The 23,760-nt window shown below is 66.6% G+C and carries 25 protein-coding genes and 1 pseudogene; 13 read left to right on the forward strand and 13 right to left on the reverse strand.

What is annotated here, in order from left to right; genetic code table 11:
- Positions 1–106: 106 nt before the first annotated feature.
- From HJG52_RS21840 to HJG52_RS07125, 3 genes and pseudogenes are all read left to right on the forward strand, one after another.
- Positions 107–646 (forward strand): annotated as a pseudogene (locus tag HJG52_RS21840) (glycosyltransferase); the annotation flags it as partial.
- A 57-nt stretch (positions 647–703) separates the two neighbouring features.
- Entirely contained in the window at positions 704–1,282 is a 579-nt protein-coding gene (locus tag HJG52_RS20670) for a glycosyltransferase (RefSeq protein WP_240977187.1), read from the forward strand.
- A complete protein-coding gene (locus HJG52_RS07125) occupies positions 1,279–2,391 on the forward strand; it encodes a glycosyltransferase (RefSeq protein ID WP_171242763.1) in 1,113 nt (370 codons plus the stop codon). The genes HJG52_RS20670 and HJG52_RS07125 overlap by 4 nt, the downstream gene beginning before the upstream one ends.
- A gap of 1 nt (position 2,392) precedes the next feature.
- Here the strand turns inward: HJG52_RS07125 and HJG52_RS21845 are convergent, their stop codons facing one another.
- Complete coding sequence (locus HJG52_RS21845; RefSeq protein WP_430413328.1) at positions 2,393–3,727, reverse strand: lipopolysaccharide biosynthesis protein; 1,335 nt, start codon at positions 3,725–3,727, stop codon at positions 2,393–2,395.
- A 149-nt stretch (positions 3,728–3,876) separates the two neighbouring features.
- Between HJG52_RS21845 and HJG52_RS07135 the strand changes: the two genes are divergently transcribed.
- Positions 3,877–5,205 (forward strand): hypothetical protein, encoded by a 1,329-nt coding sequence (locus HJG52_RS07135; RefSeq protein ID WP_171242765.1) that lies wholly within the window; start codon positions 3,877–3,879, stop codon positions 5,203–5,205.
- A 15-nt stretch (positions 5,206–5,220) separates the two neighbouring features.
- Here the strand turns inward: HJG52_RS07135 and HJG52_RS07140 are convergent, their stop codons facing one another.
- The 3 genes from HJG52_RS07140 to HJG52_RS07150 all read right to left on the reverse strand — a co-directional run bounded on the left by HJG52_RS07140 (position 5,221) and on the right by HJG52_RS07150 (position 8,018).
- A complete protein-coding gene (locus HJG52_RS07140; protein WP_171242766.1) occupies positions 5,221–6,108 on the reverse strand; it encodes a UDP-3-O-(3-hydroxymyristoyl)glucosamine N-acyltransferase in 888 nt (295 codons plus the stop codon).
- Entirely contained in the window at positions 6,108–6,776 is a 669-nt protein-coding gene (locus HJG52_RS07145) for a PIG-L deacetylase family protein (RefSeq protein WP_171242767.1), read from the reverse strand. Before HJG52_RS07145 ends, HJG52_RS07140 begins: the two co-directional genes overlap by 1 nt.
- Positions 6,777–6,854: 78 nt before the next feature.
- On the reverse strand, positions 6,855–8,018 hold the full coding sequence (locus HJG52_RS07150; protein WP_171242768.1) for an NAD(P)-dependent malic enzyme: 1,164 nt from the start codon (positions 8,016–8,018) through the stop codon (positions 6,855–6,857).
- Positions 8,019–8,316: 298 nt separating this feature from the next.
- Between HJG52_RS07150 and HJG52_RS07155 the strand changes: the two genes are divergently transcribed.
- The 3 genes from HJG52_RS07155 (at position 8,317) to HJG52_RS07165 (ending at position 11,189) form a co-directional block, all read left to right on the forward strand.
- Complete coding sequence (locus tag HJG52_RS07155) at positions 8,317–9,237, forward strand: ABC transporter substrate-binding protein (protein ID WP_206069962.1); 921 nt, start codon at positions 8,317–8,319, stop codon at positions 9,235–9,237.
- Between the two features lie 153 nt (positions 9,238–9,390).
- Positions 9,391–10,353, forward strand: a complete 963-nt coding sequence (locus HJG52_RS07160; RefSeq protein WP_171242769.1) for an amino acid ABC transporter permease — start codon at positions 9,391–9,393, stop codon at positions 10,351–10,353.
- On the forward strand, positions 10,353–11,189 hold the full coding sequence (locus HJG52_RS07165) for an amino acid ABC transporter ATP-binding protein (RefSeq protein WP_171242770.1): 837 nt from the start codon (positions 10,353–10,355) through the stop codon (positions 11,187–11,189). Before HJG52_RS07160 ends, HJG52_RS07165 begins: the two co-directional genes overlap by 1 nt.
- Before the next feature lie 64 nt (positions 11,190–11,253).
- Here HJG52_RS07165 and HJG52_RS07170 read toward each other — a convergent pair whose 3' ends face one another.
- Complete coding sequence (locus tag HJG52_RS07170) at positions 11,254–12,258, reverse strand: cell wall-binding repeat-containing protein (protein WP_171242771.1); 1,005 nt, start codon at positions 12,256–12,258, stop codon at positions 11,254–11,256.
- Positions 12,259–12,378: 120 nt separating this feature from the next.
- A complete protein-coding gene (locus HJG52_RS07175) occupies positions 12,379–13,368 on the reverse strand; it encodes a cell wall-binding repeat-containing protein (protein ID WP_171242772.1) in 990 nt (329 codons plus the stop codon).
- A gap of 207 nt (positions 13,369–13,575) precedes the next feature.
- On the opposite strand from HJG52_RS07175, the gene HJG52_RS07180 reads away from it, so the two are divergent.
- The 4 genes from HJG52_RS07180 to mctP all read left to right on the forward strand — a co-directional run bounded on the left by HJG52_RS07180 (position 13,576) and on the right by mctP (position 16,748).
- Positions 13,576–13,956, forward strand: a complete 381-nt coding sequence (locus tag HJG52_RS07180) for a S24/S26 family peptidase (protein ID WP_171242773.1) — start codon at positions 13,576–13,578, stop codon at positions 13,954–13,956.
- Positions 13,957–14,113: 157 nt separating this feature from the next.
- Positions 14,114–14,515: a superoxide dismutase, Ni gene (gene sodN / locus HJG52_RS07185; RefSeq protein ID WP_171242774.1), complete on the forward strand. Its 402-nt coding sequence runs from the start codon at positions 14,114–14,116 to the stop codon at positions 14,513–14,515.
- A 224-nt stretch (positions 14,516–14,739) separates the two neighbouring features.
- Positions 14,740–15,033, forward strand: a complete 294-nt coding sequence (locus HJG52_RS07190) for a DUF3311 domain-containing protein (protein WP_206069964.1) — start codon at positions 14,740–14,742, stop codon at positions 15,031–15,033.
- Positions 15,030–16,748: a monocarboxylate uptake permease MctP gene (gene mctP, locus HJG52_RS07195; RefSeq protein WP_171242775.1), complete on the forward strand. Its 1,719-nt coding sequence runs from the start codon at positions 15,030–15,032 to the stop codon at positions 16,746–16,748. The genes HJG52_RS07190 and mctP overlap by 4 nt, the downstream gene beginning before the upstream one ends.
- A 146-nt stretch (positions 16,749–16,894) precedes the next feature.
- On the opposite strand, the gene HJG52_RS21560 is transcribed toward mctP, so the two are convergent.
- The 3 genes from HJG52_RS21560 to HJG52_RS07210 form a co-directional block, all read right to left on the reverse strand.
- Positions 16,895–18,190, reverse strand: coding sequence for an HD domain-containing phosphohydrolase (locus HJG52_RS21560; RefSeq protein ID WP_171242776.1), 1,296 nt, complete (start codon positions 18,188–18,190; stop codon positions 16,895–16,897).
- Positions 18,187–19,662, reverse strand: coding sequence for an HD domain-containing phosphohydrolase (locus HJG52_RS07205; protein WP_171242777.1), 1,476 nt, complete (start codon positions 19,660–19,662; stop codon positions 18,187–18,189). Before HJG52_RS07205 ends, HJG52_RS21560 begins: the two co-directional genes overlap by 4 nt.
- Before the next feature lie 118 nt (positions 19,663–19,780).
- A complete protein-coding gene (locus tag HJG52_RS07210) occupies positions 19,781–19,942 on the reverse strand; it encodes a hypothetical protein (protein ID WP_171242778.1) in 162 nt (53 codons plus the stop codon).
- Between the two features lie 303 nt (positions 19,943–20,245).
- On the opposite strand from HJG52_RS07210, the gene HJG52_RS21850 reads away from it, so the two are divergent.
- Entirely contained in the window at positions 20,246–20,320 is a 75-nt protein-coding gene (locus HJG52_RS21850; protein WP_371667504.1) for a 50S ribosomal protein bL37, read from the forward strand.
- Between the two features lie 80 nt (positions 20,321–20,400).
- Here the strand turns inward: HJG52_RS21850 and rsrA are convergent, their stop codons facing one another.
- Both rsrA and HJG52_RS07220 read right to left on the reverse strand, forming a co-directional pair.
- The gene (gene rsrA, locus HJG52_RS07215) at positions 20,401–20,685 is read right to left on the reverse strand and encodes a mycothiol system anti-sigma-R factor (RefSeq protein ID WP_171242779.1); all 285 of its coding nucleotides are present in this window, start codon (positions 20,683–20,685) and stop codon (positions 20,401–20,403) included.
- Positions 20,682–21,329, reverse strand: coding sequence for a sigma-70 family RNA polymerase sigma factor (locus HJG52_RS07220; protein WP_171242780.1), 648 nt, complete (start codon positions 21,327–21,329; stop codon positions 20,682–20,684). The genes rsrA and HJG52_RS07220 overlap by 4 nt, the downstream gene beginning before the upstream one ends.
- Before the next feature lie 239 nt (positions 21,330–21,568).
- Here HJG52_RS07220 and HJG52_RS07225 point away from each other — a divergent pair, with 239 nt between their 5' ends.
- The gene (locus HJG52_RS07225) at positions 21,569–22,114 is read left to right on the forward strand and encodes a ferritin (protein WP_171242781.1); all 546 of its coding nucleotides are present in this window, start codon (positions 21,569–21,571) and stop codon (positions 22,112–22,114) included.
- A gap of 10 nt (positions 22,115–22,124) precedes the next feature.
- Here HJG52_RS07225 and HJG52_RS07230 read toward each other — a convergent pair whose 3' ends face one another.
- Together HJG52_RS07230 and HJG52_RS07235 are read right to left on the reverse strand one after the other, a co-directional pair.
- The gene (locus tag HJG52_RS07230; protein WP_206069966.1) at positions 22,125–22,766 is read right to left on the reverse strand and encodes an alpha/beta hydrolase family protein; all 642 of its coding nucleotides are present in this window, start codon (positions 22,764–22,766) and stop codon (positions 22,125–22,127) included.
- Positions 22,763–23,656: an SOS response-associated peptidase gene (locus HJG52_RS07235; RefSeq protein ID WP_171242782.1), complete on the reverse strand. Its 894-nt coding sequence runs from the start codon at positions 23,654–23,656 to the stop codon at positions 22,763–22,765. Before HJG52_RS07235 ends, HJG52_RS07230 begins: the two co-directional genes overlap by 4 nt.
- Positions 23,657–23,760: the final 104 nt, after the last annotated feature.

Below are 23,760 nucleotides of genomic sequence, written 5' to 3' on the forward strand. Positions count from 1 at the left end.
CCCCCACGCCGAAAGCAGGCCTGACTTGGCCGCCCGGGAGCCCGTGGTGTGGGTGATAAATCAGTACGCCCTACCGGCTGAAGCTGCGGGGATCACACGCCACGCGATGTTCGCTGCAAAACTTTCCCAAGCTGGATGGCGTCCCTTCATCTTTACCTCAGCCGCGCACTACTGGAACCTTTCGGAACCCGCGGCCGCACGCGTGTCTATGGAGACCTCCGCGGGGGCGACCTTTGTCCGACTACGGACGGCGACTCACGTCACCAATGGTGTACGGCGCGTACTCAGCATGGTGGGCTTCGCTATCAAGGTTCTTCAGGTCGGTATTCGTCGTCCGGCCGGGGTTCGGGAACCGGATGTAATTGTTGGCTCAAGCCCACACCCGTTCGCCGCCCTATCCGCTCTGGCGCTATCACGAAGGTATCGGGTCCCGTTCGTTCTTGAAGTCCGGGACCTGTGGCCAGACTCGCTGATCGACCTAATGGGATTCGGTCCTCGTCACCCACTTATCGTGGTCCTGCGGGCTATCGAGAGGCATCTCTACGCGAGCGCCAATGCGATCGTGGGGCTTCTACCCGGCACTGCCGACCACGTACGGACAGTATCCAGCCGGGCCCCAGAGGTGACGTACATCCCCAACGGAGCAGACCTTGGGCGGCTCCCCATGCCCAGACCGGCCGAATCCTCAAGGGCCTTTACTGTCATGTACGCCGGCGCCCACGGAGTGGCGAACAATCTCGACAACCTCCTGAGGGCGGCGGCACTCGTGCAAACCGCCGAGTCGTCCCTCACGCCATCCCAGCAAACCCGATTTCTTCTCGTTGGTGACGGAAAGAACAAGGCGGCTCTGATGGCACTTGCTGCGGAGTTGGGGCTCTCCAACACTGAGTTTCGCCCGGCCGTCCCCAAGGCGGCGGTTCACGGGACTCTCCAGAGCGCCGATGTTCTGGCCCTTCCGGTACCCGACAAGGCGATCTATCGCCATGGCATCAGCCCCAACAAACTGTTCGACTACTTCGCGGCCGGACGCCCGGTCGTCATCGCCCTGCACTCGGAGCACGACCCTGTTCGAGCTGCGGGCGCGGGGGTCACCGTACAGCCAGATCAACCCGAGGCGATGGCCGACGCAATCCTCAAGCTGCGGGCCTTGGACCCGGCCGATCGCACGGCCATGGGTATGTCTGGACGAGATTTCGTGGCCGCCAACCACAACATCGATCACCTTGCACTCAGTCTGGAGGCCGTCCTTGCGCGCGTGATGAGTGCAAGGCAACACCAATGACGCGTCATAAGCATGAGGTTCTTCACGCGACGAGCGCCCATGTCGCCAGCGATATCCGTATCTTCTGGAAGGAGTGTCGCGCGCTTGAGGAGGCTGGGCTAGACGTAGCTCTCATAGCCCCGACCAGCGGTGACATGCCGGACACCCGCGTACCCGTGTATGCCCTCCCAGCGACTGGCAACAGGGCGTTCAGGGCACTCACGGGGTCGGTCGGCATCCTTCGACACCTCTTGGCTGCTCGTCCCAAAGTCTTGCACATTCACGACCCTGAACTCATACCACTTGCGATCGCCGTGAAGTACGTCCTGCGGGTTTCGTTCATCTACGACGCTCATGAGGATCTTCCTGAGCAGGTCACTGCAAAGCCGTATTTGACGCCGATTAGGCGGCGCATCGCGACGCTCGTCGCTAAGGCCCTGGTATATCTCGCAGACCGCCATGCAGACGTGGTGGTAGCCGCCACCCCCGCTATAGCGCGCACGTTCTCGAGCAAATCAACAATTCTGGTTCAAAACTTTCCGTGGTTTCGCGAGTACGAGACGACGAAACCGTTCCCATCCCTAATCGAACGGCCAACTTTCTGCTATGTGGGATCGATTACCGATATCCGCGGAGCGATGGAAATGGCCAAGGGCGGTGCGCAGGCGCAGAGCCACCCAACCATTGCACTGGCTGGGATCGCCAGCCCAACATCCCTCATTGCAGACATGAGCAGCACGGGCGCGGATATCGACTACCTGGGCCGAATTGCGCCTGCTTACGTTCCAGACGTGATCGCTGAGTCACTCGGCGGGCTCATCCTGGCTCATCCGCTCAAGCACTACGTGGTCGGGCAGCCAACCAAGCTCTTCGAATACATGGCTAGCGGCCGCCCCTTCATCGCTTCAAACTTCATGATGTGGCGCGAGATGCTCGAAGAACATCAATGCGGGCTTTTTGTTGATCCATTCGACACGCGTGCGGTGGCAGCTGCGATGGATCAATTAGCCCGTGATCCTGATGAGGCGCGCCGGATGGGAGAGCGCGGACGGTCGCTGGCGCGGGAGCAGTACAGCTTCGAAAACGAAGCAGCCACGCTGGTGGACGCCACGCGGCGGGTCATTTCGTGAGCTAAGCCCCACTGTCCGTGTCGTGGCTCCGTGACGCCTGTCGCACCAGAGCCACTAAGGCGCCGTACATGACCGCTTGGCCGAGGGAAAGGGCACCTACGCCGGCCAGGACCGGCCATCCGAGAGCGCGCGGGATCACGAGGGCTGCGCATGTGAGAGTCAGTCGTAAGACATCCCAGATCAGCAGCCAGCGCTGATGGTGGGTCAGGATGAGAACTTGCCCGAATGGAGCAGCCACCAGCTGCGCCAACGCACCCACAGCAAGAGCACTTATGAGCCATCCTGTGTCCGCCCAGGCCTCTCCCAAGATGCGAGGCGCGAGGTAAGGGGCCAGCAACGCAGCCGCGGCAGCTGGCGCGAGGCCGAGCATGGCAAGGTCGCGCATGGCATGACTGATCAGTTCGTGAATCCCGGACCGCCGCTCGCGAACGGACCTCCCGACCTCGCCCACGACTGCTCCTGAGGCGGCTTGGGCAACCAAGCCCAATGGCGCAACGATCAGCCGGAACGCCATTGCGAATAGGCCCGCCTCAGTGTGCCCGTACAGGAAGGCCACCAGAAGAATCGGCGCTTGCGATGCCGCGGCATTGACAAGAGCACTCGCGCCCCCGATGAGTCCAAAGCGGAGTACGTCGAGGCGCAGTATGTCGTGAAGGCGTGCGGGAGGTGCCGGGGCGGCCTCGCCGCTACCACGCAGAGCGCGCAGATTTATGAGCCAGCCAAGCCGAGCGACTGTGAATCCAGCAGCTAAGGCGCCGCCTGTGGCAGACGCTAGGCCCAAGGTGATCTGGGCAATGGGAGTCAGAGCGCCTTGGGCAAAATTCATCGATGCCAGCCAGCGGTACCTGCTCTCCCATGTCGCGATCGCAGACGAGACCAGTGGGACGGAGCCAGCGACGCCGAGAGCGCCGCACATCAGCCAGATCGGCTCGGCCCCAAGCTTCCATGCCACAAACGACGCCCCTGTGACGACGAGCCCCACAGCCAAAATTGACCAGAGTGCCAACCTGAAGAGGCTCTCACCCGTCTCGCGCGGAACCCGCTGAGCCAACAACTCGAAGCGGAATGACGAGAACCCGACCATCAGTGAAGCAGTGGCCATGACCGTCGAGAAGGCACCAAAGGACGTCGGATCGAAAACCCGCGTAAGAACGGGCGCGAGCGCCAGTGCAACCAAGTTGCCGCCTGCGCTTCCAGCGAGCAGAGTCAGTCCAGCGCGACGAAACCCCGACCCTGCTGTCGTCACTTTCCGCCCTCTACGCCGACTTGTCCACACGCGCCGTGATGCACGCGGCGACGGTAGTGTGGCACAGTCTGAGTCGCTAGTCGGCGGCATCTCCTGGCGCCTGGCACCAGAAGATGCCGGTTGAGACTGGTCTGTCAGGTCGGGAATCAGCTACAGCGAGGATGCGGGTGCCAAACTCCAGCTTGGCGGAGCCGGTGGGTCTGTCCTTCCCGGAATCAAGTCACAAAAGGCGCACCCCCTTGGCGTTCGTGGGCATTGCGATGATGGTCACTGGATATGCGGAGACCTTGCGCCTGATCCTTAAGCTCAAGATTGCGCCGGTCTACAGTTACGCCGGTCTGCGATACGAAGATGCCGCCCGGCCCGAATACATACTGGTCCTCCTGCTGCTGATCGCCGTTGCCTGGAGTCTGCCGACAACTTTCCGACGCGTCGGGGAGTTCGGCGTCTGGATGGTGTACGTAATATCTGTGATTCCGTCCACCGTGGCCATCCTGTTCGGCGGAACTGTCGCGGGTTCATCCCGCTGGATGACGATCTTGACTATCGCCGGGATAACAATAGGCATCGGTCAATTGGCACGCGTCCGGTTCCTGGAGACATTTGAGATCCGCTCCCCACCTGCGCTACTTTGGTATTTGCTGAGCGTCATCGTTATAGGAATCTACCTCTACCTGGCGATCGCTGTTGGTATCCGCACTCAGTACCTGACGTTCTCAGATGTCTACTCGGTAAGAGCGAACTACTCGGAATCAGCGGGTGCTGCGCCGATCCTTGGGTACCTCGTGCCGACGTTATCGAACGTGCTGAACCCCCTGCTGATGGCGCGGGGTCTTTATCAACGACGCTGGGTTTACCTCGTGGCCGGCGTGCTGGGTCAATTGCTGATTTACCTAACCACGGGCGAGAAAATTGTGCTCCTTTCCATTGGCGCCGTCGTCTTAACGGCCGCTCTCCTGCGCGGGAGACGGCCCGGTCCGGGACGCCTTGTGTTGGGCATCACCACACTTACGCTCATGGCAATTGCGCTGGACTGGATGCTCGGCTCGGAAATCTTCACTTCTCTGTTTGTGCGACGGTTCTTGATCCTCCCTGGCGCCTTGGTAGGGGCGTATGTCTGGGTTTTCCAAGACGCGGCCAAATTGAACTTCTCGCAGGACCTCCTACCCTTTCTGGACAACCCTTATCAGACGCAGTCGCCGGGAAGCATCGTGGGAGGGGCGTTTATTGGTGACCCACATTCAAACGCGGTCGTAAACTTCTTCGGGCACGGCTTTCTTAACGCTGGCTATGCGGGAATGGCTGTCGAGGGCCTCTTTTTCGGCCTACTCTTGGTCGCAGCTAACACCGTCACGCAACGCCACAGCCTGGGCTCTGCTGCGTTGTTGTTCGTGATGCCGATCGTTGGGATAACCAACAGCAGCATTTTCACGGCTACCCTGACCGGCGGCTTTCTGTCCGCGATCGTGGTTGCCCTCGTATTGCCCAGTGATTGGTCAACCCGGCGACCAAAGCCGGCACGATCGAGCCGGGGCCCCAGTCAACCCATTCAAGTGGGCAGTGGCTGACGGCGTCAGTGTCCTCTATTCAGCTCGACGCTGGCCACGCGGTTTGGCCGGGACGCCTGCCACGATCGTGTTGGCCTCTACGTCGCGCACCACGACAGCTCCGATACCGACGAGAGCCTCGTCACCGATTGAGACCTTGTTGATCACGGTTACCTCGGGCGAGATCCAGACGCCACGGCCGATTCGGACACTGCCGCTGATTTCTGCCCCTGCGATGATGAACGAGTTCTCATCAATGCTGACGTTGTGGGCTATGAAGACGCAGTCGTCGATCTTCACATGATCGCGAATCACCGTTGGTTCGATAGTGCCCTGCGCAATCGAGACCTGCTGTCCGATCTCCACGTGCGCGCCGATGTCAACACCACCACGGTGTCCGATACGAATCGGCCTACCGCTCTCGTCCATTTCGAAGCCGAACCCCGGGCCTCCGATGCTGGCGTGGCTCCCGATCCGGGTATAAGGACCTACTCGCACGCCCGAGCGCAGCACGCTGTGCGGGCCAATCACAACATAGTCACCGATTTGGACCCCGTCCTCAAGGACGCAGAAATCTCCGATCGTCACGGACTCACCTATGGCAACTCCCTGACCGACGACAGAAGTCGGGGCAATTTGCGTTTCGTGCTCCTCTACCAAGAGGTCTCGCAAAACGAGTGCGTACGCCAAACGCGGGTTTGCGACTTCGATGGTGTTGTCGCTCTGGGCCGCTTCTGACCCGTTGGGCACGAGGAACAGCGTGTCAGGAAAGGCCGATACAGCCTCGAACGGAACTGACTCGGCCTGAATGAACGACAGTGTCCCAGGCTCCGGCGATGACGACGCCGACACCCCGAGGATCGACGCATCAGGGCGTCGGCTAGTCGTGCCAAGAACTCGTGCGACGTCGCCAAAGGTGTGCATCAGAGATCCCAACTCATGGTGATCACCTCGAAGGCCTCCGACAAGGGCTTGCGAGCTTGGAAGCCTCTGAATACCGCCGCGCTACGCACGAAGTCCTGGTTCACATACGGTCGGTTCAACGCGACTTGACTCTTGTACTCCTGCAACATGGCGATCTTCGTTGAGATGTCCTCTTCGGATACCTCTACGAACAGGTTGATGATGTTCTGTTGCTGGTTCCATGGGATCTCGTACCCCAACAGGGTCTTGCCGCGGAAAGCGCGCACGCTCTCGTTGTGGACGACCTCGTGATCCTGATGAGTGTCCTTGCTGTTCATGGTCAATATGAGGTCCGGGTCGAATTCGCGGTTGATCTTGACAAGCTCGTCCAAGACTTCTTGGCGGTGCGTCGGAAAGGCCCTCACCGGCAGCGTACCCATATATAGCTGATCCGAAACGCCTATGTGCTTCATGGAGTTGCGGAACTCCAACTCCAACGTGTCTCGTGGGAACTCGTCCGGCAGGCTCAGCTCAGCTCTGGAGAAGGCAGCAACCGCGACCTCTGCGCCTTGGCGAACCAACCGGCTCAAGAATGCGGCGCACCCCAACTCGATATCATCGGTGTGGGCCCCAAGGGCCAAAACTCGTTCATATCGCAGTGGGCGGCCCACGCTCACGGTCCCAGACATGGAGCACACGATAGCGGGACAGACCGGGCCATCAGGCGTCCCATGGCACCGAGCCGCACCTGCCGATCGCAGACGTCCCTAGGTCAAATTGGCGACGGCTTGCGCGACGGCGTCGGCGACGCCTTCCTGAAAGACCGAGGGCACGATCTCGTCAGCCGTGGGCGAAGCCACCAGGCCGGCGATCGCTGACGCGGCGGCCAGCTTCATCGCCTCGGTCACCTGAGCCGCGCCCGAGTCCAGCGCACCCCGGAACACCCCGGGGAACGCCAGCACGTTGTTGATCTGGTTCGGGTGGTCCGAGCGCCCGGTGGCGACGACCGCGGCATACCGGTGGGCGACCTCGATCGGCACCTCGGGCGTGGGGTTCGCGAGCGCGAAGATGATGGCGTCGGGCGCCATCCGGGCGATGTCGGCCTCGGGCACCTGCCCGCCCGAGACACCGATGTAGACGTCCGCCCCCATGAGCGCGTCACTGAGCCCGCCGACCACGCCACGCGGGTTGGTCGTCGCCGCCAGCCGCCGCTTGTGCGGCGCACCACCGAGATCCGACCGTGACGTCGACAGCACACCGCGCGAGTCGCACACGACGATGTCCGTCACGCCGGCGCGGGCGAGCAGCCGCGTCACGGCGACACCGGCCGCACCAGCGCCCGACACGACCACCCGCAGCGACGACAATTCACGGCCCACCACCGTTGCGGCGTTCATCAGCCCGGCCAGCGTCACGATCGCCGTGCCGTGCTGGTCGTCGTGGAACACCGGAATGTCCAGCCGCTCCTGGAGCCGCTTCTCGATCTCGAAGCACCGCGGCGCCGAGATGTCCTCGAGGTTGATCCCGCCGTACGTCGGCGCGATCCGCACGATCGCCTCGACCAGCTCGTCCACCGAGCCCGTCTCCAGGCACACCGGCACCGCGTCGACCCCGCCAAAGTGCTTGAACAGCACCGCCTTTCCCTCCATGACCGGCAGCGCGGCCAACGGCCCGATGTCACCCAGCCCGAGGACGGCGGTGCCGTCGGTCACCACCGCGACCGTGTTGGCGCGCGAGGTGTATGCCGCCGCGAGCGTCGGGTCGGCGGCGATGGCCGTGCACACGTCGGCCACACCGGGCGTGTAGACGAGCGACAGGTCGGCCCGGTCCCGCAACGGCTGCGTGGCGTGTACCCCGAGCTTGCCGCCCTCGTGCGCCCGGAAGACCGGGTCGCTCGGGTCGAACAGCGGGTACGACGGGTTCGCAGACATGACGAGTCACCTCAGGGAAGGGAGGGGTGGAGCGCGGGTCACACCAGCACGGTCGCTGGTCAGTGGAACAGCCGGGGTGTGGCCTTGATCGCGAGAGCGGGGGTTACCCGCTGGTCACATGTTTGCACGAACGGAGGATGTTGACCACCGTCGTGACGCGAGTGTGACCCGTGTCGCCTTGTGAGGTGGCAGTATGCCGCTCAGTCACCCACGCACTGTGGGGCGCCGACCGCGCCTGGCACCGACCCGGCGGCCGCGCCGCCGGGACCACGCGGCATACCTGGAAGGAACGACCCGAATGACTCCCCGACTCCGCTCGACCACGATGCTGCTGGCCGGCATGGTCACCGCCGGACTGGCCCTGTCGGCCTGCGGCTCCGACTCCCTCGACGGCAGCGGCTCCAGCTCCTCGAGCGGCTCCAGCAGCTCCAGCTCCACCTCCGCCGCCGTCGACCCGCAGCTCGCCGCCGGCGTGCCCGACAAGATCAAGCAGGCCGGCAAGCTTGTCATCGGCTCGGACGCGTCCTACGCGCCCAACGAGTTCCTCGACACCGACGGCAAGACGGTCGTCGGCATGGACGTCGACATCTTCACCGCCGTCGCGCAGAAGATGGGGCTCAAGGCGGAGTTCCAGAACGCCGGCTTCGACACCATCATCCTCGGCGTGAAGTCGGGCAAGTTCGACATCGGCGTCAGCTCGTTCACCATCAACGACGAGCGCAAGAAGCAGGTCAACATGGTGAGCTACTTCAACGCCGGCACCCAGTGGGCCGTCAAGAAGGGCAACCCCAAGAAGGTCGACCCCGACAACGCCTGCGGCCTGAACATCGGCGTCCAGAAGGGCACCGTCCAGATCGACGACCTGACGGCCCGCTCCAAGAAGTGCACCGACGCGGGCAAGCCCGCCATCAAGCAGATCGTCGACGCCGACCAGAGCAAGGTCACCGCGAGCGTCGTCTCCGGCAAGTCCGACGCCATGCTCGCCGACTCCCCCGTCGGCCTGTATGCCGTGCAGCAGACCAAGGGTCAGCTCGAGGCACTCGGCGAGATCTACGACGCCGCCCCCTACGGCGTCGTGATCCCCAAGGACGAGACCGACTTTGCCCAGTCCTTCGCCGTCGCGCTCAAGGCGCTGAAGGAGGACGGGACCTACGACAAGATCCTCGACAAGTGGGGCAACGCCTCCGGCGCCATCGGGGACTTCCAGGTCAACCCGTGACGCGCTGACGACACGCTCGCGACGGGCGTCGGACCAACGGGTTCGGCGCCCGTCGCGCGCTCGCGGAGTACGGTTCCCCCAGCGGTTCGACGACCAGGACCTGCTGGGCACGACACGTGGTCGCCACGACGCGACCCCCGAGGTGAGGTGCACATGACAGACACCACCGACGAGCGGCCGGGGCCGATCAACGCCCGGCCCGTCCCCCACCCGTGGCGCTGGGTGGCCCTCGTGGTCATCGCCATCCTCGTCGCGATGATGATCAGCTCGTTCGTGACCAACGACAAGTGGGACTTCCCGTTCGCGCTGCGGGTCATGAACTACAACCCGGTGCTCGACGGCCTCGTCAAGGGCACCATCCTCGGCACCGTCGGCGCGATGGTGCTCGGCGTCGGTCTCGGCATCATCGTCGGCATCATGCGGCTCTCGACCAACCCGGTCCTGCGCGGAGTGTCATTCGTCTACACGTGGTTCTTCCGGGCCATCCCCCGCTACGTGCTGCTGACGATCCTTGGCACCGGGCTCGGCTACCTCTACAGCACGTTCGACATCGGCGTGCCCTTCGGCAAGCAGATCGCCGGGCTCCTCGGGCTCAGCAACGACCTCACGTTCTTCTCCCTGGACGTGAACCAGTTCAGCAGCACCCTGGCCATGGGCATCATCGGCCTGGGCCTGTCCGAAGCCGCCTACATGGCCGAGATCGCCCGCGCCGGCATCCTGTCCGTCGACAAGGGCCAGACCGAGGCCGCCCACGCCCTCGGCATGTCCAGCGGCAAGACCATGCGCCGCGTCGTGCTGCCCCAGGCGATGCGCGTCATCGTGCCGCCCACCGGCAACGAGACCATCGCCATGGTCAAGGACACCTCGCTCCTGCTGGCACTGCCCGTCACGACCGAGCTGTTCTTCCAGACCCAGGCGATCGGCACCCGCACGCTGCAGATCATGCCGACCATGGTGGCCGCGACCCTGTGGTACCTCATCGTCTGCTCGGTCCTCATGGTCGGGCAGAACTACCTGGAGAAGCGGTTCGGCCGCGGCTTCGGCACGGGCCCGGCGCGGGGCGATACCTCGATGCTGGCCAAGTTGCGTTTCCGCGCCGGAGCGGGAGGAGCCTGATGAGCGCAACGCAACCGACGACGGCAACTGGCACCACGGCATACCCGCTCGTCCACGCCGTCAACGTCACCAAGGCGTTCCACGGCAACGAGGTCCTCAAGGGCATCGACATGGACGTCGCCAAGGGTGAGGTGGTCTGCCTCCTCGGCCCATCCGGGTCGGGCAAGACCACGTTCCTGCGGTGCATCAACCAGCTCGAGTCGATCGACGGCGGACGCATCTGGGTCGACGGCGACCTCATGGGCTACGCCGAGAAGAACGGCCACCTGCACCACCTCAGCGACAAGCAGGTGGCCGCGCAGCGCCGCGAGATCGGCATGGTCTTCCAGCGCTGGAACCTCTTCCCGCACATGACCGCGCTCGAGAACATCATGGAGGCGCCGGTCCAGGTCGCCGGCCAGTCCAAGGCCAAGGCCAAGGAACGCGCGCTCGCGCTCCTCGACCAGGTCGGCCTCAAGGACAAACCGAGCGCCTACCCCGCGCAGCTCTCCGGCGGCCAGCAGCAGCGCGTCGCGATCGCGCGGGCCCTGGCCATGGACCCCAAGCTGATGCTCTTCGACGAGCCCACGTCCGCGCTCGACCCCGAGCTCGTCGGCGAGGTGCTCAAGGTGATGCGCCAGCTCGCGCAGGACGGCATGACGATGATCGTCGTCACCCACGAGATGTCGTTCGCGCGCGAGGTCGCCGACCGGGTCGTCTTCATGGACGGCGGTGTCGTCGTCGAGCAGGGCGCGCCCAAGGACGTCATCAACAACCCGCAGCACGAGCGCACCAAGTCGTTCCTGCGTCGCATGCGCCAGGAGGAGGACGACGCGGAAGCCACCCCTTCGGCCTGAACACACACGACGAGGGCCGGCCCGGGAGTTGCCTCCCGGGCCGGCCCTTGTCGTGTCTACCGGCTCAGCAGAGGCGGGCACCCGAGTAGGTCACCGACGACCCACCCAGGAAGACGCCGGTCCTCGGCGCCAGCTGCTCCTCGATGACCGCGGTCGGCTCCGGCGTGCAGGTGCCCCTGGTGAGCAGCACCGGTGCGTCGTTGACGTATGCCGCGGGCGTCGCGCCGAGCGCGTCGGGGAAGCTGGTGCCGGAGGCGAAGAACACCGCGTCCGCACCGGTCGACCCCCACAGGGCGTCGGCGACGATCGCAGCGGTCTCGTACCGGTTGGCGCCGTCGGCGCGGTCGACCGTTGCGCCACCGGCGGCGGACCTGATCTGTCGCTCGACGCCTGCCGAGACAGCGCCCGTTCCACCGAGGATCACGACGTGGTTGGTGCGCCCCACTCCCCTGGCGGCACCGGACGAGAGGCTGGTCGGAGGGGTGAGCACGAGCGCGCCCCCCTCGACGGCCGCGGCCGCACCGCCAGCCAGCGCATCGGCATACGTGGCACCCGAGGCCACGTAGACGGCGCCGAGCCCGTCCATCCGGTTGAGCACCTCGAAGGCGGTGGCGTAGCGGTCGCGCCCCGCGATCCGCTCCGCGGAGCTCTCCCACGTCACCTGGTCCATCAGCTTGTACCAGGTCGCATCGGAGATCGCGCCGGGGCCACCGATGAGGTAGATCTTGCTGGGTCGCAGCCGCTTCAGCTCGTCGATGGCCACCTGGGGTGCGCTGTTCTTGCGCACGAGCAGCAACGGCGCATCCAGCGATGCCGCGAAGGGGCCGGCCGCGAGTGCATCCGGCCACGACTCCCCCGAGGCCACGACCACGTTGGTCTGGGGAGCCTTGAACGTGCGCTGCGAGACCTTGACGGCCGTGGCGTAGCGGTCGGCGCCCGCGAGCCGTACGGCCCCGGTCTGGGTGATCGGCGTCGACGTGGCCGAGGCGCCGCCCGCGCCGGCCAGGGCGAGTCCGGCGGTGACAGCCGAGACCAGCGCGGCGGTGACAAGGGAACGACGTCTGTTCATCTGTGGGTCCGTTCGGTGGAAGGTCCGGGGCATCCGGACAGTGCAGGCGAAGCGTACGAGCTGGACGTCCCGCCGAACAGCGAAATGCCCGATTTGGGCTGGCCTTTCGACCGCGTCAGGTCACGGGCAGATGCGCGAGCCCGAGTACGTAACGGTGGGGCCGCCGAGGAACACCTTGAGCTTGATGGTGACCTCCTGGTCCATGAACTCCGTCGGCCCGGGGGTGCAGGTGCCGCGGGTCAGCAGGATCGGGGCGTCGTTGACGTATGCCGCAGGCGCACCCGAGAGCGCGTCGGCGAACGAGGTGCCCGACGCGTAGAAGATGTTGCTCCCGCCCTCCCTTGCACCCCACCGCGGCATGGCCAGCAGGAAGGCCGTGTAGTAGCGGTCGGAGCCGTAGACGCGGGTCACCGTCGCGCCGGGCAGGGCTGCCCGCACCTGGCTTTCGACGGCCGGCGAGATGACGCTCGGGCCACCGACGATGACCACCTTGGACGGCGCGGTGTCGCTCAGGGCTCGCTTGGTTGCTGCCGGCAACGCCGACGTGGTGGTGAGCAGCACCGCGCCGTTCTCGGCGGCCGCCACCGCCCCCGAGCTCAGCGCGTCGGCGAAGCTCGTGCCCGACGCCAGGTAGACCGCGTCCACCGATGTCATCGAGCGGGCGACCGCCTCGGCCGTCTCGTAGCGGTTCGCGCCCGACGCGCGCGCGGCCGAGCTCGACCACTGCGCGGCCTCACGCATCACCGACTCCGGGACGCTTGCCGGCCCACCGACCGCGATCAGCTGGCGGGCATGCAGTCGCTGCAACTCGGCGCGCACCACAGCGGGCACTCCCTTGCGCGACACCAGGAGCACCGGTGCCTTCCACCGTGCCGCGAGCGGACCCGCCGCCAGACCGTCGGGCCAGTCCTCGCCAGAGACGATCACCACCCGGTCCTGCGGGGTGGTGAACGTCTTGCGCGAGATCGCGACCGACGTGGCGTAGCGGTCCGCCCCGGACAACCGGACCTTCCCGGTCTCGGCGATCGGCGTGGTGTCGGCGTGCGCGACGGCGGTCATGGCGCACAGGGCCGCGGTCGTCAGCGCGACCAGTGAACGTCGGAACATCATTGCCCTCCCCTGGCAAGGTCGAAGTCTCCCCCGAGCGGCTCTGCCCGGCGCGCTCCAACCTTCGGATCGTAGCCCTGTCACCGCGACTCCGGCAGACGTCAGGAAGTCCGGGCATCTGGCGGTGGTGTCGACGCTCGTCCGGCGAGCATGATGGGCCCCGGCATGGCGCCCCTCGCGCCCCCTCGCGTCCACTCAGGAGAACGACCCGTGCCCCGTCTCGGCCTCAGCCTCGTCCGCGTCCGCGGTCGCTCGATGGAGCCCACCCTGCACACCGGCGACCGCCTCGTCGTCCTGCGCGGCGCTCCCCCGAAGCTCGGACGCCTCGCCATCGTGCGCCTCCCCCCGGACGATGCCGGTATGCCGCGCCCGCTCGCGATCAAGCGCGTCACGATGCTCGACCCAGAGGACCCCACCCGGTACTGGGTCGAGGCCGACAACCAGGGCGAGCTCGGCGTGGCCGACTCGTGGACCTATGGCATCGGTTCGCTCGCACGTGACCAGATCCGTGCTCTCGTGTTGTTCCGGCTGCCGCACCGGCTGCGGTGGCCCGGACGCCGCCGACGCCAACCCCCGCACAAGGCACGTTAGCGAGGCCAACGGGCGCGCGGTCGCCGAGGCGACCACGCGGCATACCGTCAACGCCTTGTCCGTATGCCGTGTGGCACAGGGCCCACCGGTGCGTCGCCGCGGGCGCGGGGGTAGGTTGAGGGAGCACGTGATCATCCATCTCGCAGAAGGGATTTTCATGCTTTCCCGCTTCTTCCGCACCACCGAGGTCAGCGCCCACTGCGACCTGCCCTGTGGTGTCTACGACCCCGCCCAGGCCCGCATCGAGGCCGAGTCGATCAAGGCCATCGACAAGAAGGTCGCCGACAACCCCGACGACCCCGACTTCCGCATGCGCGCGATGATCATCAAGGAGCAGCGCTCCGAGCTGGTCAAGCACCACCTGTGGGTCCTGTGGACCGACTACTTCAAGCCGCCGCACTTCGAGAAGTACCCCGAGCTCAACACCCTCATCAACGAGGCGACCAAGCTGGCCGGCGCGTCGGGCACCAAGGGCTCGTTCGACGAGTCCGTGGCCGACGAGCTGCTCGCCAAGATCGACGAGGTCGACCGCATCTTCAAAGAGACCAAGAAGGGCTGACGCCCCCGCGGTCTCCAGCACGAGGTGGCCGGTTCTCGGACCTGTGGTCGGTATCCCGACCAAGGACCCGAGAACCGGCCATTTCTGCGTCTCGCCTCGGTAGCTGCTGCGACCTCTGTTACCGAAGTGACGCATGTGACATCCCCCAGTTACCGGCTGGTCGGGTCTACGGTGCTCAGCGGACTGCGCGGAGGCAGCCCCTGACGCACGCGGAGGTTCACGACGTGAGCAACGACCGAGAAGTCGACCACGACACCATCCCACCAGCCAACAAAGGACTGCTCGCCGCCGCGGGCGTCCTGCTGGCCATCCCGATCATCGCCCTGATGTGGGTGAGCAGCTACGCCAAGGTCGAGCCCAAGCTCGGCGGCTGGCCGTTCTTCATCTGGTACCAGTTCCTCTGGGTGTTCCTGTGCTCGGCCATGACCTACACGGCATACCGGCTGGTCCTCAAGGCGCGGCCGCACCGGCCCATGCACCGCGAGGCCGACCGCGACGGTGACGAGGTGGCCCGATGAACACCGCCGCCCTCGCAGCCATCCCGACGGCCACGCCAGCGGCCACGCCGGCGGCCACCGGCACCGGCGTCAACGGTGTCGCACTCACCGTGCTCATCGTGCTGTTCCTCGTGGTCACGGGCCTGGGCTTCTGGGCGACCCGCTGGCGCCGCGCCGACAGCATGGAGTCCCTCGACGAGTGGGGTCTCGGTGGCCGCCGCTTCGGCACGTGGGTCACCTGGTTCCTGCTCGGTGGCGACCTCTACACGGCATACACCTTTGTCGCGGTGCCGGCGGCGATGTTCGCCACGGGCGCGGTCGCGGGCTTCTTCGCCGTCCCGTACACGATCGTGCTCTACCCGATCATCTTCATCTTCATGTCGCGGCTGTGGTCGGTCAGTCACCGGCACGGCTACGTCACGCCGGCCGACTTCGTCAAGGGCCGCTACAACTCCAAGCTCCTCACGCTCGCGGTGTCGGTCACCGGCATCCTGGCGACGATGCCCTACATCGCCCTGCAGCTCGTCGGCATCCAGGCGGTGCTCGAGGTCGCGGGTGTGGGCGGCTCGCAGAACATCATCGCCAAGGACGCGCCGTTGTTCATCGCGTTCGCGCTGCTGGCGGCGTACACCTACTCCAGTGGGCTGCGCGCGCCGGCGGTCATCGCGTTCGTGAAGGACACGCTGATCTACCTCGTCATCATCGTCGCGATCATCTACCTGCCCGGCAAGATCGCCGGCGGCTGGGACGCGATCTTCGGTGCGGCCGAGGCCAAGATGGCCAAACCGAGCCTGGCCGACCCGAGCAAGCCCACGGGCGCGTTCATCCCGGGCGCTGCGCAGCACTGGGCGTACGCCACCCTGGCCCTCGGTTCCGCCCTGGCGCTGTTCATGTACCCGCACTCGATCACGGCGACCCTCTCCAGCCAGAACCGCAACACCATCCGCCGCAACGCCTCGATCCTGCCGGCCTACAGCTTCGTGCTCGGCCTGCTCGCGCTGCTCGGTTGGGTCGCGATTGCCGCTGGTACCAAGCCGATCGGGCTCGACGGCAAGCCGAACGCGCAGCTGGTGATCCCGCAGCTGTTCGAGGACATGTTCCCCAGCTGGTTCGCCGGCGTGGCCTTCGCCGCTGTGGCGATCGGCGCGCTGGTGCCGGCGGCGATCATGTCGATCGCTGCGGCCAACACCTTCACCCGCAACATCTACCGCGACCTCATCAAGCCGAACGCCTCGCACGCCGAGGAGGCCAAGGTGTCGAAGCTGGTTTCGTTGCTGGTCAAGGCTTTTGCGCTGATCTTCGTGCTGACGCTCGACAAGCAGAACGCCATCAACTTCCAGCTCCTCGGTGGCATCTGGATCCTGCAGACGTTCCCCTCCATCGTCTTCAGCCTCTACACGCGGTGGTTCCACCGCCGTGCGCTGTTCGTCGGGTGGCTCGTCGGCATGATCTACGGCACGTACGCGGCATACAACGTCGCCTCCCCCGCCACCAAGCACTTCGGTGGCTCGCTGGCGAACATGCCGGTCATCGGCAAGCTGGGCTACATCGCGATGTCGGCCTTCGTCATCAACATCCTCGTGGCCGTGATCATCACCGTGATCCTCAATGCGCTCAAGGTGTCCAACGGCCGCGACGACACGATCAAGGGTGACTACTTCGCCGATGCGGGCGACCCCCGCGTCGAGAAGCACCGTGACATGGACGACCAGCTCACGGCCGGTCCCGTCACCTAGTCGCACCTCGCGAGAACCCTTGAGGGGCGGGGCCGTTCGTCGGCCCCGCCCCTTCGCGTGCGGTCACCGAGACCACCCGCCGGTATGCCGCGTGCTCACCTCCGCGGGCAGGCCACCTGTCCGCCCCGGACCGCCGGCGGTGTGGATCAGTTCCCGGACGTGCGTCGACGTCGGGCGAGCACCCGGCTGAGCGACTCCACGACCCTGGGGTCGTACTCGTACCCGAGGCCGAGGTGGATGCGCTCCATCGCTCTCTCGTCGCCGATCCCGTCGGGACCGGCGAGGTCGTCGTAGGCGTTGGCCACCTTGATGATTCGGCTCGACAGCGGAAGATCCTGACCGAACTCGCGCACCTGCCGGTACGGCGTCGTCTGAGCCTCCAGCACGGCAGCGACCTCGTCGAGCACGCCCGTCGTCCGCACGATCTCCGCGCCGTCGAGCGCGATGCGCCGCTGGTCGGCGGGAGCAGCCATGACGGTCGCCCCGTGCGGAATGGGCTCCCGCAGGCCGACCTGCCCCAGGTCGTGCAGCAGCGCGGCGTACTCCAGGTCGGTCAGGTCATTCGCACTCATGCCGAGGTCACGTCCGATCGCGGTGGAGAGCTCGGCGACCCTGCTGCCGTGCGCATCGGTGGTGTACCCCGCGACGTCGGTGAGGGACGACAGCGCACCGATCGTCTGCCGGTAGGTGCGGCGGATGGAGGCGAATCGCTGCACCGCGAAGTAGGTCAGCGCAAGGGGGAACAGGAACAGCGGCAGAGCCAACATTCCCAAGGCGTACTCGCCCAGGGAGATGAGCGCGCCGGACGTGGCCAGAGCGGTGGCCAGGCCCCCGGCCGACCGGAACTCGTCGGCGATGCTGCGCAGGAGAGGTGCGTCCTGGCGCCCTGCCCGCATGGTTGCCTCCAGGATGAGGTCGACTGCCATGGCGACGCCACCGACTGCGACCATGGCCAACGCCACGAGCCACCGCTTGTGCTCCCATACCTGCTGCCACTCGACCAGGGTGCGCCCGTCGTACTCGACCCAGCGATACAGGAGCGGAGCCATCGCCGCCCCCGCAATCCGCGCCATCGTGTCGCCCCACTGGGCGCGAGTCCGGGTGCGGCGCAGGATGGCCCCGACGAGCATGGCCCAGGAGATGGTGCAGGTGATCACCGCGCTGGAGACGGGCGCGTCACCCGGGTCGATGAGGGTGGACGTGGCAAGCCCGAGGGCAGCAGCAGTCGACATCGGCGCGGACTCGCGACCCGTGAGAATGGTGACGCGAGCCAGCTCGCCGAGCGAGATGACGACGAAGAACAGGGCCAGCCGCCCAACGACGGCACTGCTGAGCACTTTCAGCTCGGGGGCGGCCAGAGCAGTGGACACCAGAACCACGCTCGCGCCGACCAGGGCGATGACGGCGCTGAGGACCGCCGCACCACGCCAGCGCCTCGTCACGGCACCCTCATTCCGGCCCTGCCCGCTGCCTGGCGTGCGGTGCTCGCGCCGATCTCCCTGTCCCGGACCAGTGCCCGGAGATCGGCGCGCTCGGCAAGCAAGTCCGAGAACTCTGGCTCATCGTAGTGCATCACCGCATCCGCCGAGCCCGATGCGACCGACTCGCCACCTCGGTGTGCCCACGGATGGCGGGCCAGAGCCTTGGTCAGGGCGTCGCACACAACCGGATCGAACTGCACGCCGGCCCGTTCGTGGATCATCCGGAGCGCCTCGACGGTGGTGTGCGCAGCACGATATGGGCGAGGTGTGGTGAGGGCATCGAAGGTGTCGGCGACCGCCACGATCCGCGCCGCCATTGGGATCTCCTGCCCAGCCAGGGCTGATGGGTAGCCCCGGCCGTCAAAGCGTTCGTGGTGGTGGGCGATGCCCTCGAGCGAGTCTCGGAGGAACCCGATGCCCTCGACCAGTCGCACCCCGGCGCGAGCGTGCGCGGCAAGCTCGACCATCCCGGCGTCGGTCAGTGGCTCGCGGCCCCGCAGCAGCCGACTCGGCACAGCGACCGTCCCGACGTCGTGCAGCATGCCAGCCGTACGAACGTCCTGAGTCTCCTTGTGCCCCAACCCGATTGCCTCGGCAATCCACTCACTCAGCTGACCAACTCGCTCGCTGTGACCGATGTTGCCCGCTTCCTTCTTCTCCTCAGCGCTGACCAGTGCCCGCAGGGTGCGTTCGTGCGCCCGGAACTCCTCGCCGTACTGCTCGAAAGCCCAGCGGGCCACGAACAAGGGGGCCAAGACCAGGACCGCGCTGAACCAGCCGACCCCGGCGGGAATCCACAGCACGACGAACAGGAACCCGACAACCCCGTAGCCGACGTAGGCCAAGCCACTGTTTCCAAGCAGCTGAACGATGGAGGACCGCAGTGGGGTCCCGCCCGACACCCGCAGGATCCCAGCGATCAGGACTGCGTTCAGGATGCACTGCGCGACGTCGGCGATCATAAGGGGCAGCCCGACACCCAGAAGCAACTGGCCGACCCCAGAGCTGCGACCGATCTCGTCCATGCCGCCGGACCACAGGTACACCAAACCGCCCAGCGAACCGACGCTGGAGAACATCGCGATGTTGAATACCTGGGCCACCCATGGAGCTCGGTCGAAGTTGAGGACCAGGGCCACTGCCCCTACCAGTCCTGCACCGACCGGGCCGACGATGACGGCTGCGGCGAGCAGGATGATGCTGATGAAGTTCAGCTGGACCCGCGCTCCGACGTGGGACTCACGCAGCAGCCAGGCACTGAGACCGAACGAGGACAGGACCAGGATCGCGAGCCAGTCATGCGGCGGCCCGGTCTGCCACCAGCCCACGGCAAGGAGCAGCACGGCCAATGTCGCCGTCGCGATCGCAAACGCGACGGTGGATGCGCTGCCCAGGCGAGATGGTTTGACGTCTCGCCCCGAGTCCTCGTTCACGGGGCAAATCTACGGCTCAACCGGACAGCGCACAGCGGAACCATTGCGACAGACCGGGTTGAGCCGGTCGGCGGCAGACGATTCGGGCTGGGCCGCGTGAGCCCCGTGCGAGCTGGGGTCAGGCGGCGTCGATCGGGTCCCACTTCCAGCCGCGCGCAGCCGGCGCAGCCGGGTCCCACTTCCAGCCGCGGGAGTACTCAGTCGGGCCGTCGGTGGGGCGCCAGACGATCGACTCGTCGGTGGAGAGGATGGACTCGAAGAGGGTGGTGATGGCCTTCATGACTAATGCTCCTAATGCCCGACTTGTGCATCGTCCCTTTGGACGGGTCGAGCTAGTACTAGCCGCCAACAGCCAGGGGTGCGGTTGGTCAGCAGGACTATGATGCCCGCAACCAGCGTTCTTGCATCGGCCCTTACTGGTTCTTGACCAAGTCTTGGAAATTCAGTCATTCCTTTGGGCGCGATTTGCCTGCGTTGGTGGTGATACCCGTGAGTAGGTCAGGTCCCCCCGGGGCGTGTGCGAGAATGGGTGCCGTTTGCGGTGCACCCTTCGGGTGCGCCTACCCCGACGGAAGAGATCACGATGAGCAAGCGCGCCCGCAAGCGCCGCTCGCGCAAGGGCAGTGCGGCCAACCACGGCCGTCGCCCGAACGCCTGAGCCGCGTCCGACGCACGAGAAAGGGGCGGGACCGACAGTTGTCGGTCCCGCCCCTTCGTCATGTCACCTGCGGCTGCGTGTTACTCGCTGATCTCGTAGCGGATCGTGGTGATGCGGGCCATGATCTGGGTCCGCAGCGCCACCGGCGCCGTCTCCCCCGCACACGACCGCTTGACCAGCGCCTTGAGCGCCTGGTCGAGGTCGTACTCGTGCAGGCACGGCCCGCACTCCTGCAGGTGGGCCTTGATCTTCGCGGTGTCGTCGGCGGTCATCTCGCCGTCGAGGTACTCGAACACCCGGAACAGCACCTCGGAGCAGTCCGTGCCCTCGAGCGGGTCCTCGCCCGTCCCGCGCCCGCAGCTCATCGGTCCGCCGCCTTGGCAAAGCCGCGGTCCGCGGCATACTCGGTCAGCAGCTCACGCAGCTGGCGCCGGCCACGGTGCAGTCGTGACATCACGGTGCCGATCGGGGTGTCCATCATCTCCGCGATCTCCTTGTAGGCGAAGCCCTCGACATCGGCGAGGTAGACGGCCATGCGGAAGTCCTCCGGCAGCTGCTGCAACGCCCGCTTCACCTCGGTGTCGGGCAGGTGGTCGAGCGCCTCCACCTCGGCGGACCGCAGCCCGGAGGAGGTGTGGGACTCGGCCCGGTGCAGCTGGTAGTCCTCGATCTGCGCGGCGTCGGACTGCTGCGGCTCACGCTGCTTCTTGCGGTAGCTGTTGATGTACGTGTTGGTGAGGATGCGGTACATCCACGCCTTGAAGTTGGTGCCCGGCTTGTACTGATGGAACGCCGCGAAGGCCTTGGTGTAGGTCTCCTGGACGAGGTCCTCGGCGTCGGCCGGGTTGCGCGTGGTGCGCAGCGCGGCGGAGTACAGCTGGTCCAGCAGCGGCATGGCCTCACGCTCGAAGCGGGCCTGGCGCTCGGTCGGGCTCTCCGTGGCGACGTCGACGGTCGTGTCGTCGCTGGTGGCGCGGGCGGCTGCGTCGGTGGCAGGGGTCTCGGTCATTACCCTCCAGCCTAACCCGCTACCTGCGCGGGAGGCCTTGGTGTCGGGTGCGGTCGGCCGTGCGGTGGGCCGTGCGGACGGCGGTGCGGCCGGGCCCCAGGCGGCAGGCGTCGTCAGGTCCACGAGGCGTGGCCCGGCGTCGGTGGTGGCGGTGTGCACGGATGGCTCCTGGGAAGTTGACATACGCCGGTTTCAACCATGTCGCGGGTGGCGTCATTCCCTCCCGATACCGTGGGGCCATGCCTCGCACCACCAAGCCCGGGTCGTTCGTCCAGCTGCTCACCGAGCAGGTGCGGCACGAGTTCACGGCCAGCCAGCAGTACGTCGCGATCGCCGTCTGGTACGACGCCCACGACCTGCCCCGCCTCGCCGCGCACTTCTACGCGCAGAGCGTCGAGGAGCGCAACCACGCGATGATGATCGTCCAGTACATGCTGGACCGCGACTGGCCGGTGCAGGTCCCCGGCATCGACGACGTGCGCGGCGACTTCGCCAAGCCGGTCGAGCCGATCGAGCTCGCCCTGGCCCAGGAGAAGGCGGTCACCGGCCAGATCGAGGCGCTGTTCCGCGCCGCCCGTTCCGAGGGCGACGTGCTGGGCGAGCAGTTCATGCTCTGGTTCCTCAAGGAGCAGGTCGAGGAGGTGGCGGCGATGAACACGCTGCTCACCATCGCCCAGCGCGCCGGCACCGACTGGTTCCAGATCGAGGACCACCTCGCGCGCGAGGCTGTCGGCGATGGCGGCGACGACTCGTCCGCGCCGGCGGCGGCGGGCGGCGCGCTCTGAGCGCAGCGCGCTAGCGCACCGACGCCAAGAACCCGAGCGCTGCGGTGACCGCGTCGGCCGGGTTGCGCGGGAACGAGTGCGCCCCGTTCACCTCGGTCACGAGGTCGGGTGACGGCAGCTCGGCCCGCACCTCCGCGGGCGTGCCGAACGGGTCGGTGCGCCCCTGGACGACATGCAGGGGTATGCCGTGTGCGAGCGGCGTGCGCAGCTCCTCGGCTCGCGACACCTCGGGCTTGCCGGGCGGGTGCAGCGGGAAGGACAGGCACAGCACGCCGTCGGCACCGGTGTCGTGGGCGGTGCGGCAGGCGACGCGTGCCCCGTTGCTCTTGCCGCCGGCCACCAGCGGCCCGGTGAGGCGGCGGCGCCCCGAGCGCAGCGCGGCCACGACGGGAAGCCAGGCCGGGTCCTGGGTCGGTGGCTGGGGCGGCATCTTGCGACCGGCGACGACCCAGGCCTGCTCGACGAGCGCCACCGCCCACCCGTCCTCGGTCGCGGCTGCCCGGATGGGCGCGAACTCCGAGGCGGTGAGCCGGCCGCCGGCTCCGTGGGTGAGGACGAGCAGCCCGGTCGAGTCGGCCGGCCGGCTCAGGCGGATGCGGGCCGGCCCCATCGGGGTGTCGACCTCGATCACCGTGGCTTTGGAGGTGGTCATTTCGAGTTTGGCCCGTCGGTGCTGGGGGCGCCCGCTCCCCCGCCGATGATCTCGCCGGTCGTGGGGTCGACGACGCCGTCGAGCTCGTCGATGCCGGCGGGCTCGACCAGGCTCGGGCCGTTGCTGCGGTTGGAGGAGACGGCAGCTCCCACGGGGTAGGCGTCGAAACGGCCGGGCCGGCTGAAGGCGAGCAGCCGTGCCACCTCGTCGCGGTCGGTCATGGTGGGGTCGAGCCAGGTCGCCCAGTCCTCCCGCTCCAGGACCAGTGGTTGCCGGTCGTGGATCCGGTCGAGGCCTGGTTCGGCGTCGGTGGTGATGATGGTGAAGGTCGTGAGCCAGGCGTCCGGGTCGTCCTTGTCCTCGATGTCGCGGTCGCGCCAGAACTCGTAGAGCCCGGCGAAGGCAACGGGCTCCCCGTCGGCGCGGTGCATGAAGAACGGCTGCTTGCGCGGCTTGCCCTTGGCGTCGGTGGCCACCGGCGACTTCTGCCACTCGTACCAGCCCTGCGCCGGGACGATGCACCGCCGCGACAGAGCCGCCTTGGTGAAGGACGGCTTCTCGAGCACCGAGTCCGCGCGGGCGTTGATCATCCGCATGCCCATCTTCACGTCCTTGGCCCAGCTCGGCACGAGGCCCCACGTCAGCAACCGCAGCTGGCGCACGGGAGCCGGCTCACCGGCATACCCCTCCTCGCGCTGCTCCCGGGGCACCCGGGTGAGGACGACGGGGGCCTGCTTGCTGGGGGCCATGTTCCAGTCGGGCTGGCCCGGGGGCGGCGACTGGGGGTTCTTGAGGATGCTGCGCACCGGCTCGACCGACCGGTCGTCCTCGACCTCGAACTCCTCGACCAGCTCATCGGGGTTCGCGGTTGCCGCATATCTCCCGCACATGGTGGACAGGGTACGCAGCGCCACCGACCCGCCCATACGGTAGGAAGGAGCCGAGGCCTTTTCCGACTTCAGGTTTCCGACTTCAGCATTGCGACTTCACCACC

The organism is Knoellia koreensis, from assembly GCF_013041615.1.
In the GTDB taxonomy this organism is placed as follows: Bacteria; Actinomycetota; Actinomycetes; order Actinomycetales; family Dermatophilaceae; genus Pedococcus; species Pedococcus koreensis.

Coding starts and splice junctions, on each gene's coding strand:
- HJG52_RS07125 (WP_171242763.1), top strand. CDS start 1,279: ATGACGCGTCATAAGCATGAGGTTCTTCACGCGACGAGCGCCCATGTC.
- HJG52_RS21845 (WP_430413328.1), bottom strand. CDS start 3,727: ATGCCGCCGACTAGCGACTCAGACTGTGCCACACTACCGTCGCCGCGT.
- mctP (WP_171242775.1), top strand. CDS start 15,030: ATGAACACCGCCGCCCTCGCAGCCATCCCGACGGCCACGCCAGCGGCC.
- sodN (WP_171242774.1), top strand. CDS start 14,114: ATGCTTTCCCGCTTCTTCCGCACCACCGAGGTCAGCGCCCACTGCGAC.
- HJG52_RS20670 (WP_240977187.1), top strand. CDS start 704: ATGTACGCCGGCGCCCACGGAGTGGCGAACAATCTCGACAACCTCCTG.
- HJG52_RS07235 (WP_171242782.1), bottom strand. CDS start 23,656: ATGTGCGGGAGATATGCGGCAACCGCGAACCCCGATGAGCTGGTCGAG.
- rsrA (WP_171242779.1), bottom strand. CDS start 20,685: ATGAGCTGCGGGCGCGGGACGGGCGAGGACCCGCTCGAGGGCACGGAC.
- HJG52_RS07210 (WP_171242778.1), bottom strand. CDS start 19,942: ATGAAGGCCATCACCACCCTCTTCGAGTCCATCCTCTCCACCGACGAG.
- HJG52_RS07145 (WP_171242767.1), bottom strand. CDS start 6,776: ATGTCTGGGACCGTGAGCGTGGGCCGCCCACTGCGATATGAACGAGTT.
- HJG52_RS07150 (WP_171242768.1), bottom strand. CDS start 8,018: ATGTCTGCGAACCCGTCGTACCCGCTGTTCGACCCGAGCGACCCGGTC.
- HJG52_RS07225 (WP_171242781.1), top strand. CDS start 21,569: ATGCCTCGCACCACCAAGCCCGGGTCGTTCGTCCAGCTGCTCACCGAG.
- HJG52_RS07230 (WP_206069966.1), bottom strand. CDS start 22,766: ATGACCACCTCCAAAGCCACGGTGATCGAGGTCGACACCCCGATGGGG.
- HJG52_RS07170 (WP_171242771.1), bottom strand. CDS start 12,258: ATGAACAGACGTCGTTCCCTTGTCACCGCCGCGCTGGTCTCGGCTGTC.
- HJG52_RS07160 (WP_171242769.1), top strand. CDS start 9,391: ATGACAGACACCACCGACGAGCGGCCGGGGCCGATCAACGCCCGGCCC.
- HJG52_RS07155 (WP_206069962.1), top strand. CDS start 8,317: ATGACTCCCCGACTCCGCTCGACCACGATGCTGCTGGCCGGCATGGTC.
- HJG52_RS07165 (WP_171242770.1), top strand. CDS start 10,353: ATGAGCGCAACGCAACCGACGACGGCAACTGGCACCACGGCATACCCG.
- HJG52_RS07175 (WP_171242772.1), bottom strand. CDS start 13,368: ATGATGTTCCGACGTTCACTGGTCGCGCTGACGACCGCGGCCCTGTGC.
- HJG52_RS07220 (WP_171242780.1), bottom strand. CDS start 21,329: ATGACCGAGACCCCTGCCACCGACGCAGCCGCCCGCGCCACCAGCGAC.
- HJG52_RS07140 (WP_171242766.1), bottom strand. CDS start 6,108: ATGCACACCTTTGGCGACGTCGCACGAGTTCTTGGCACGACTAGCCGA.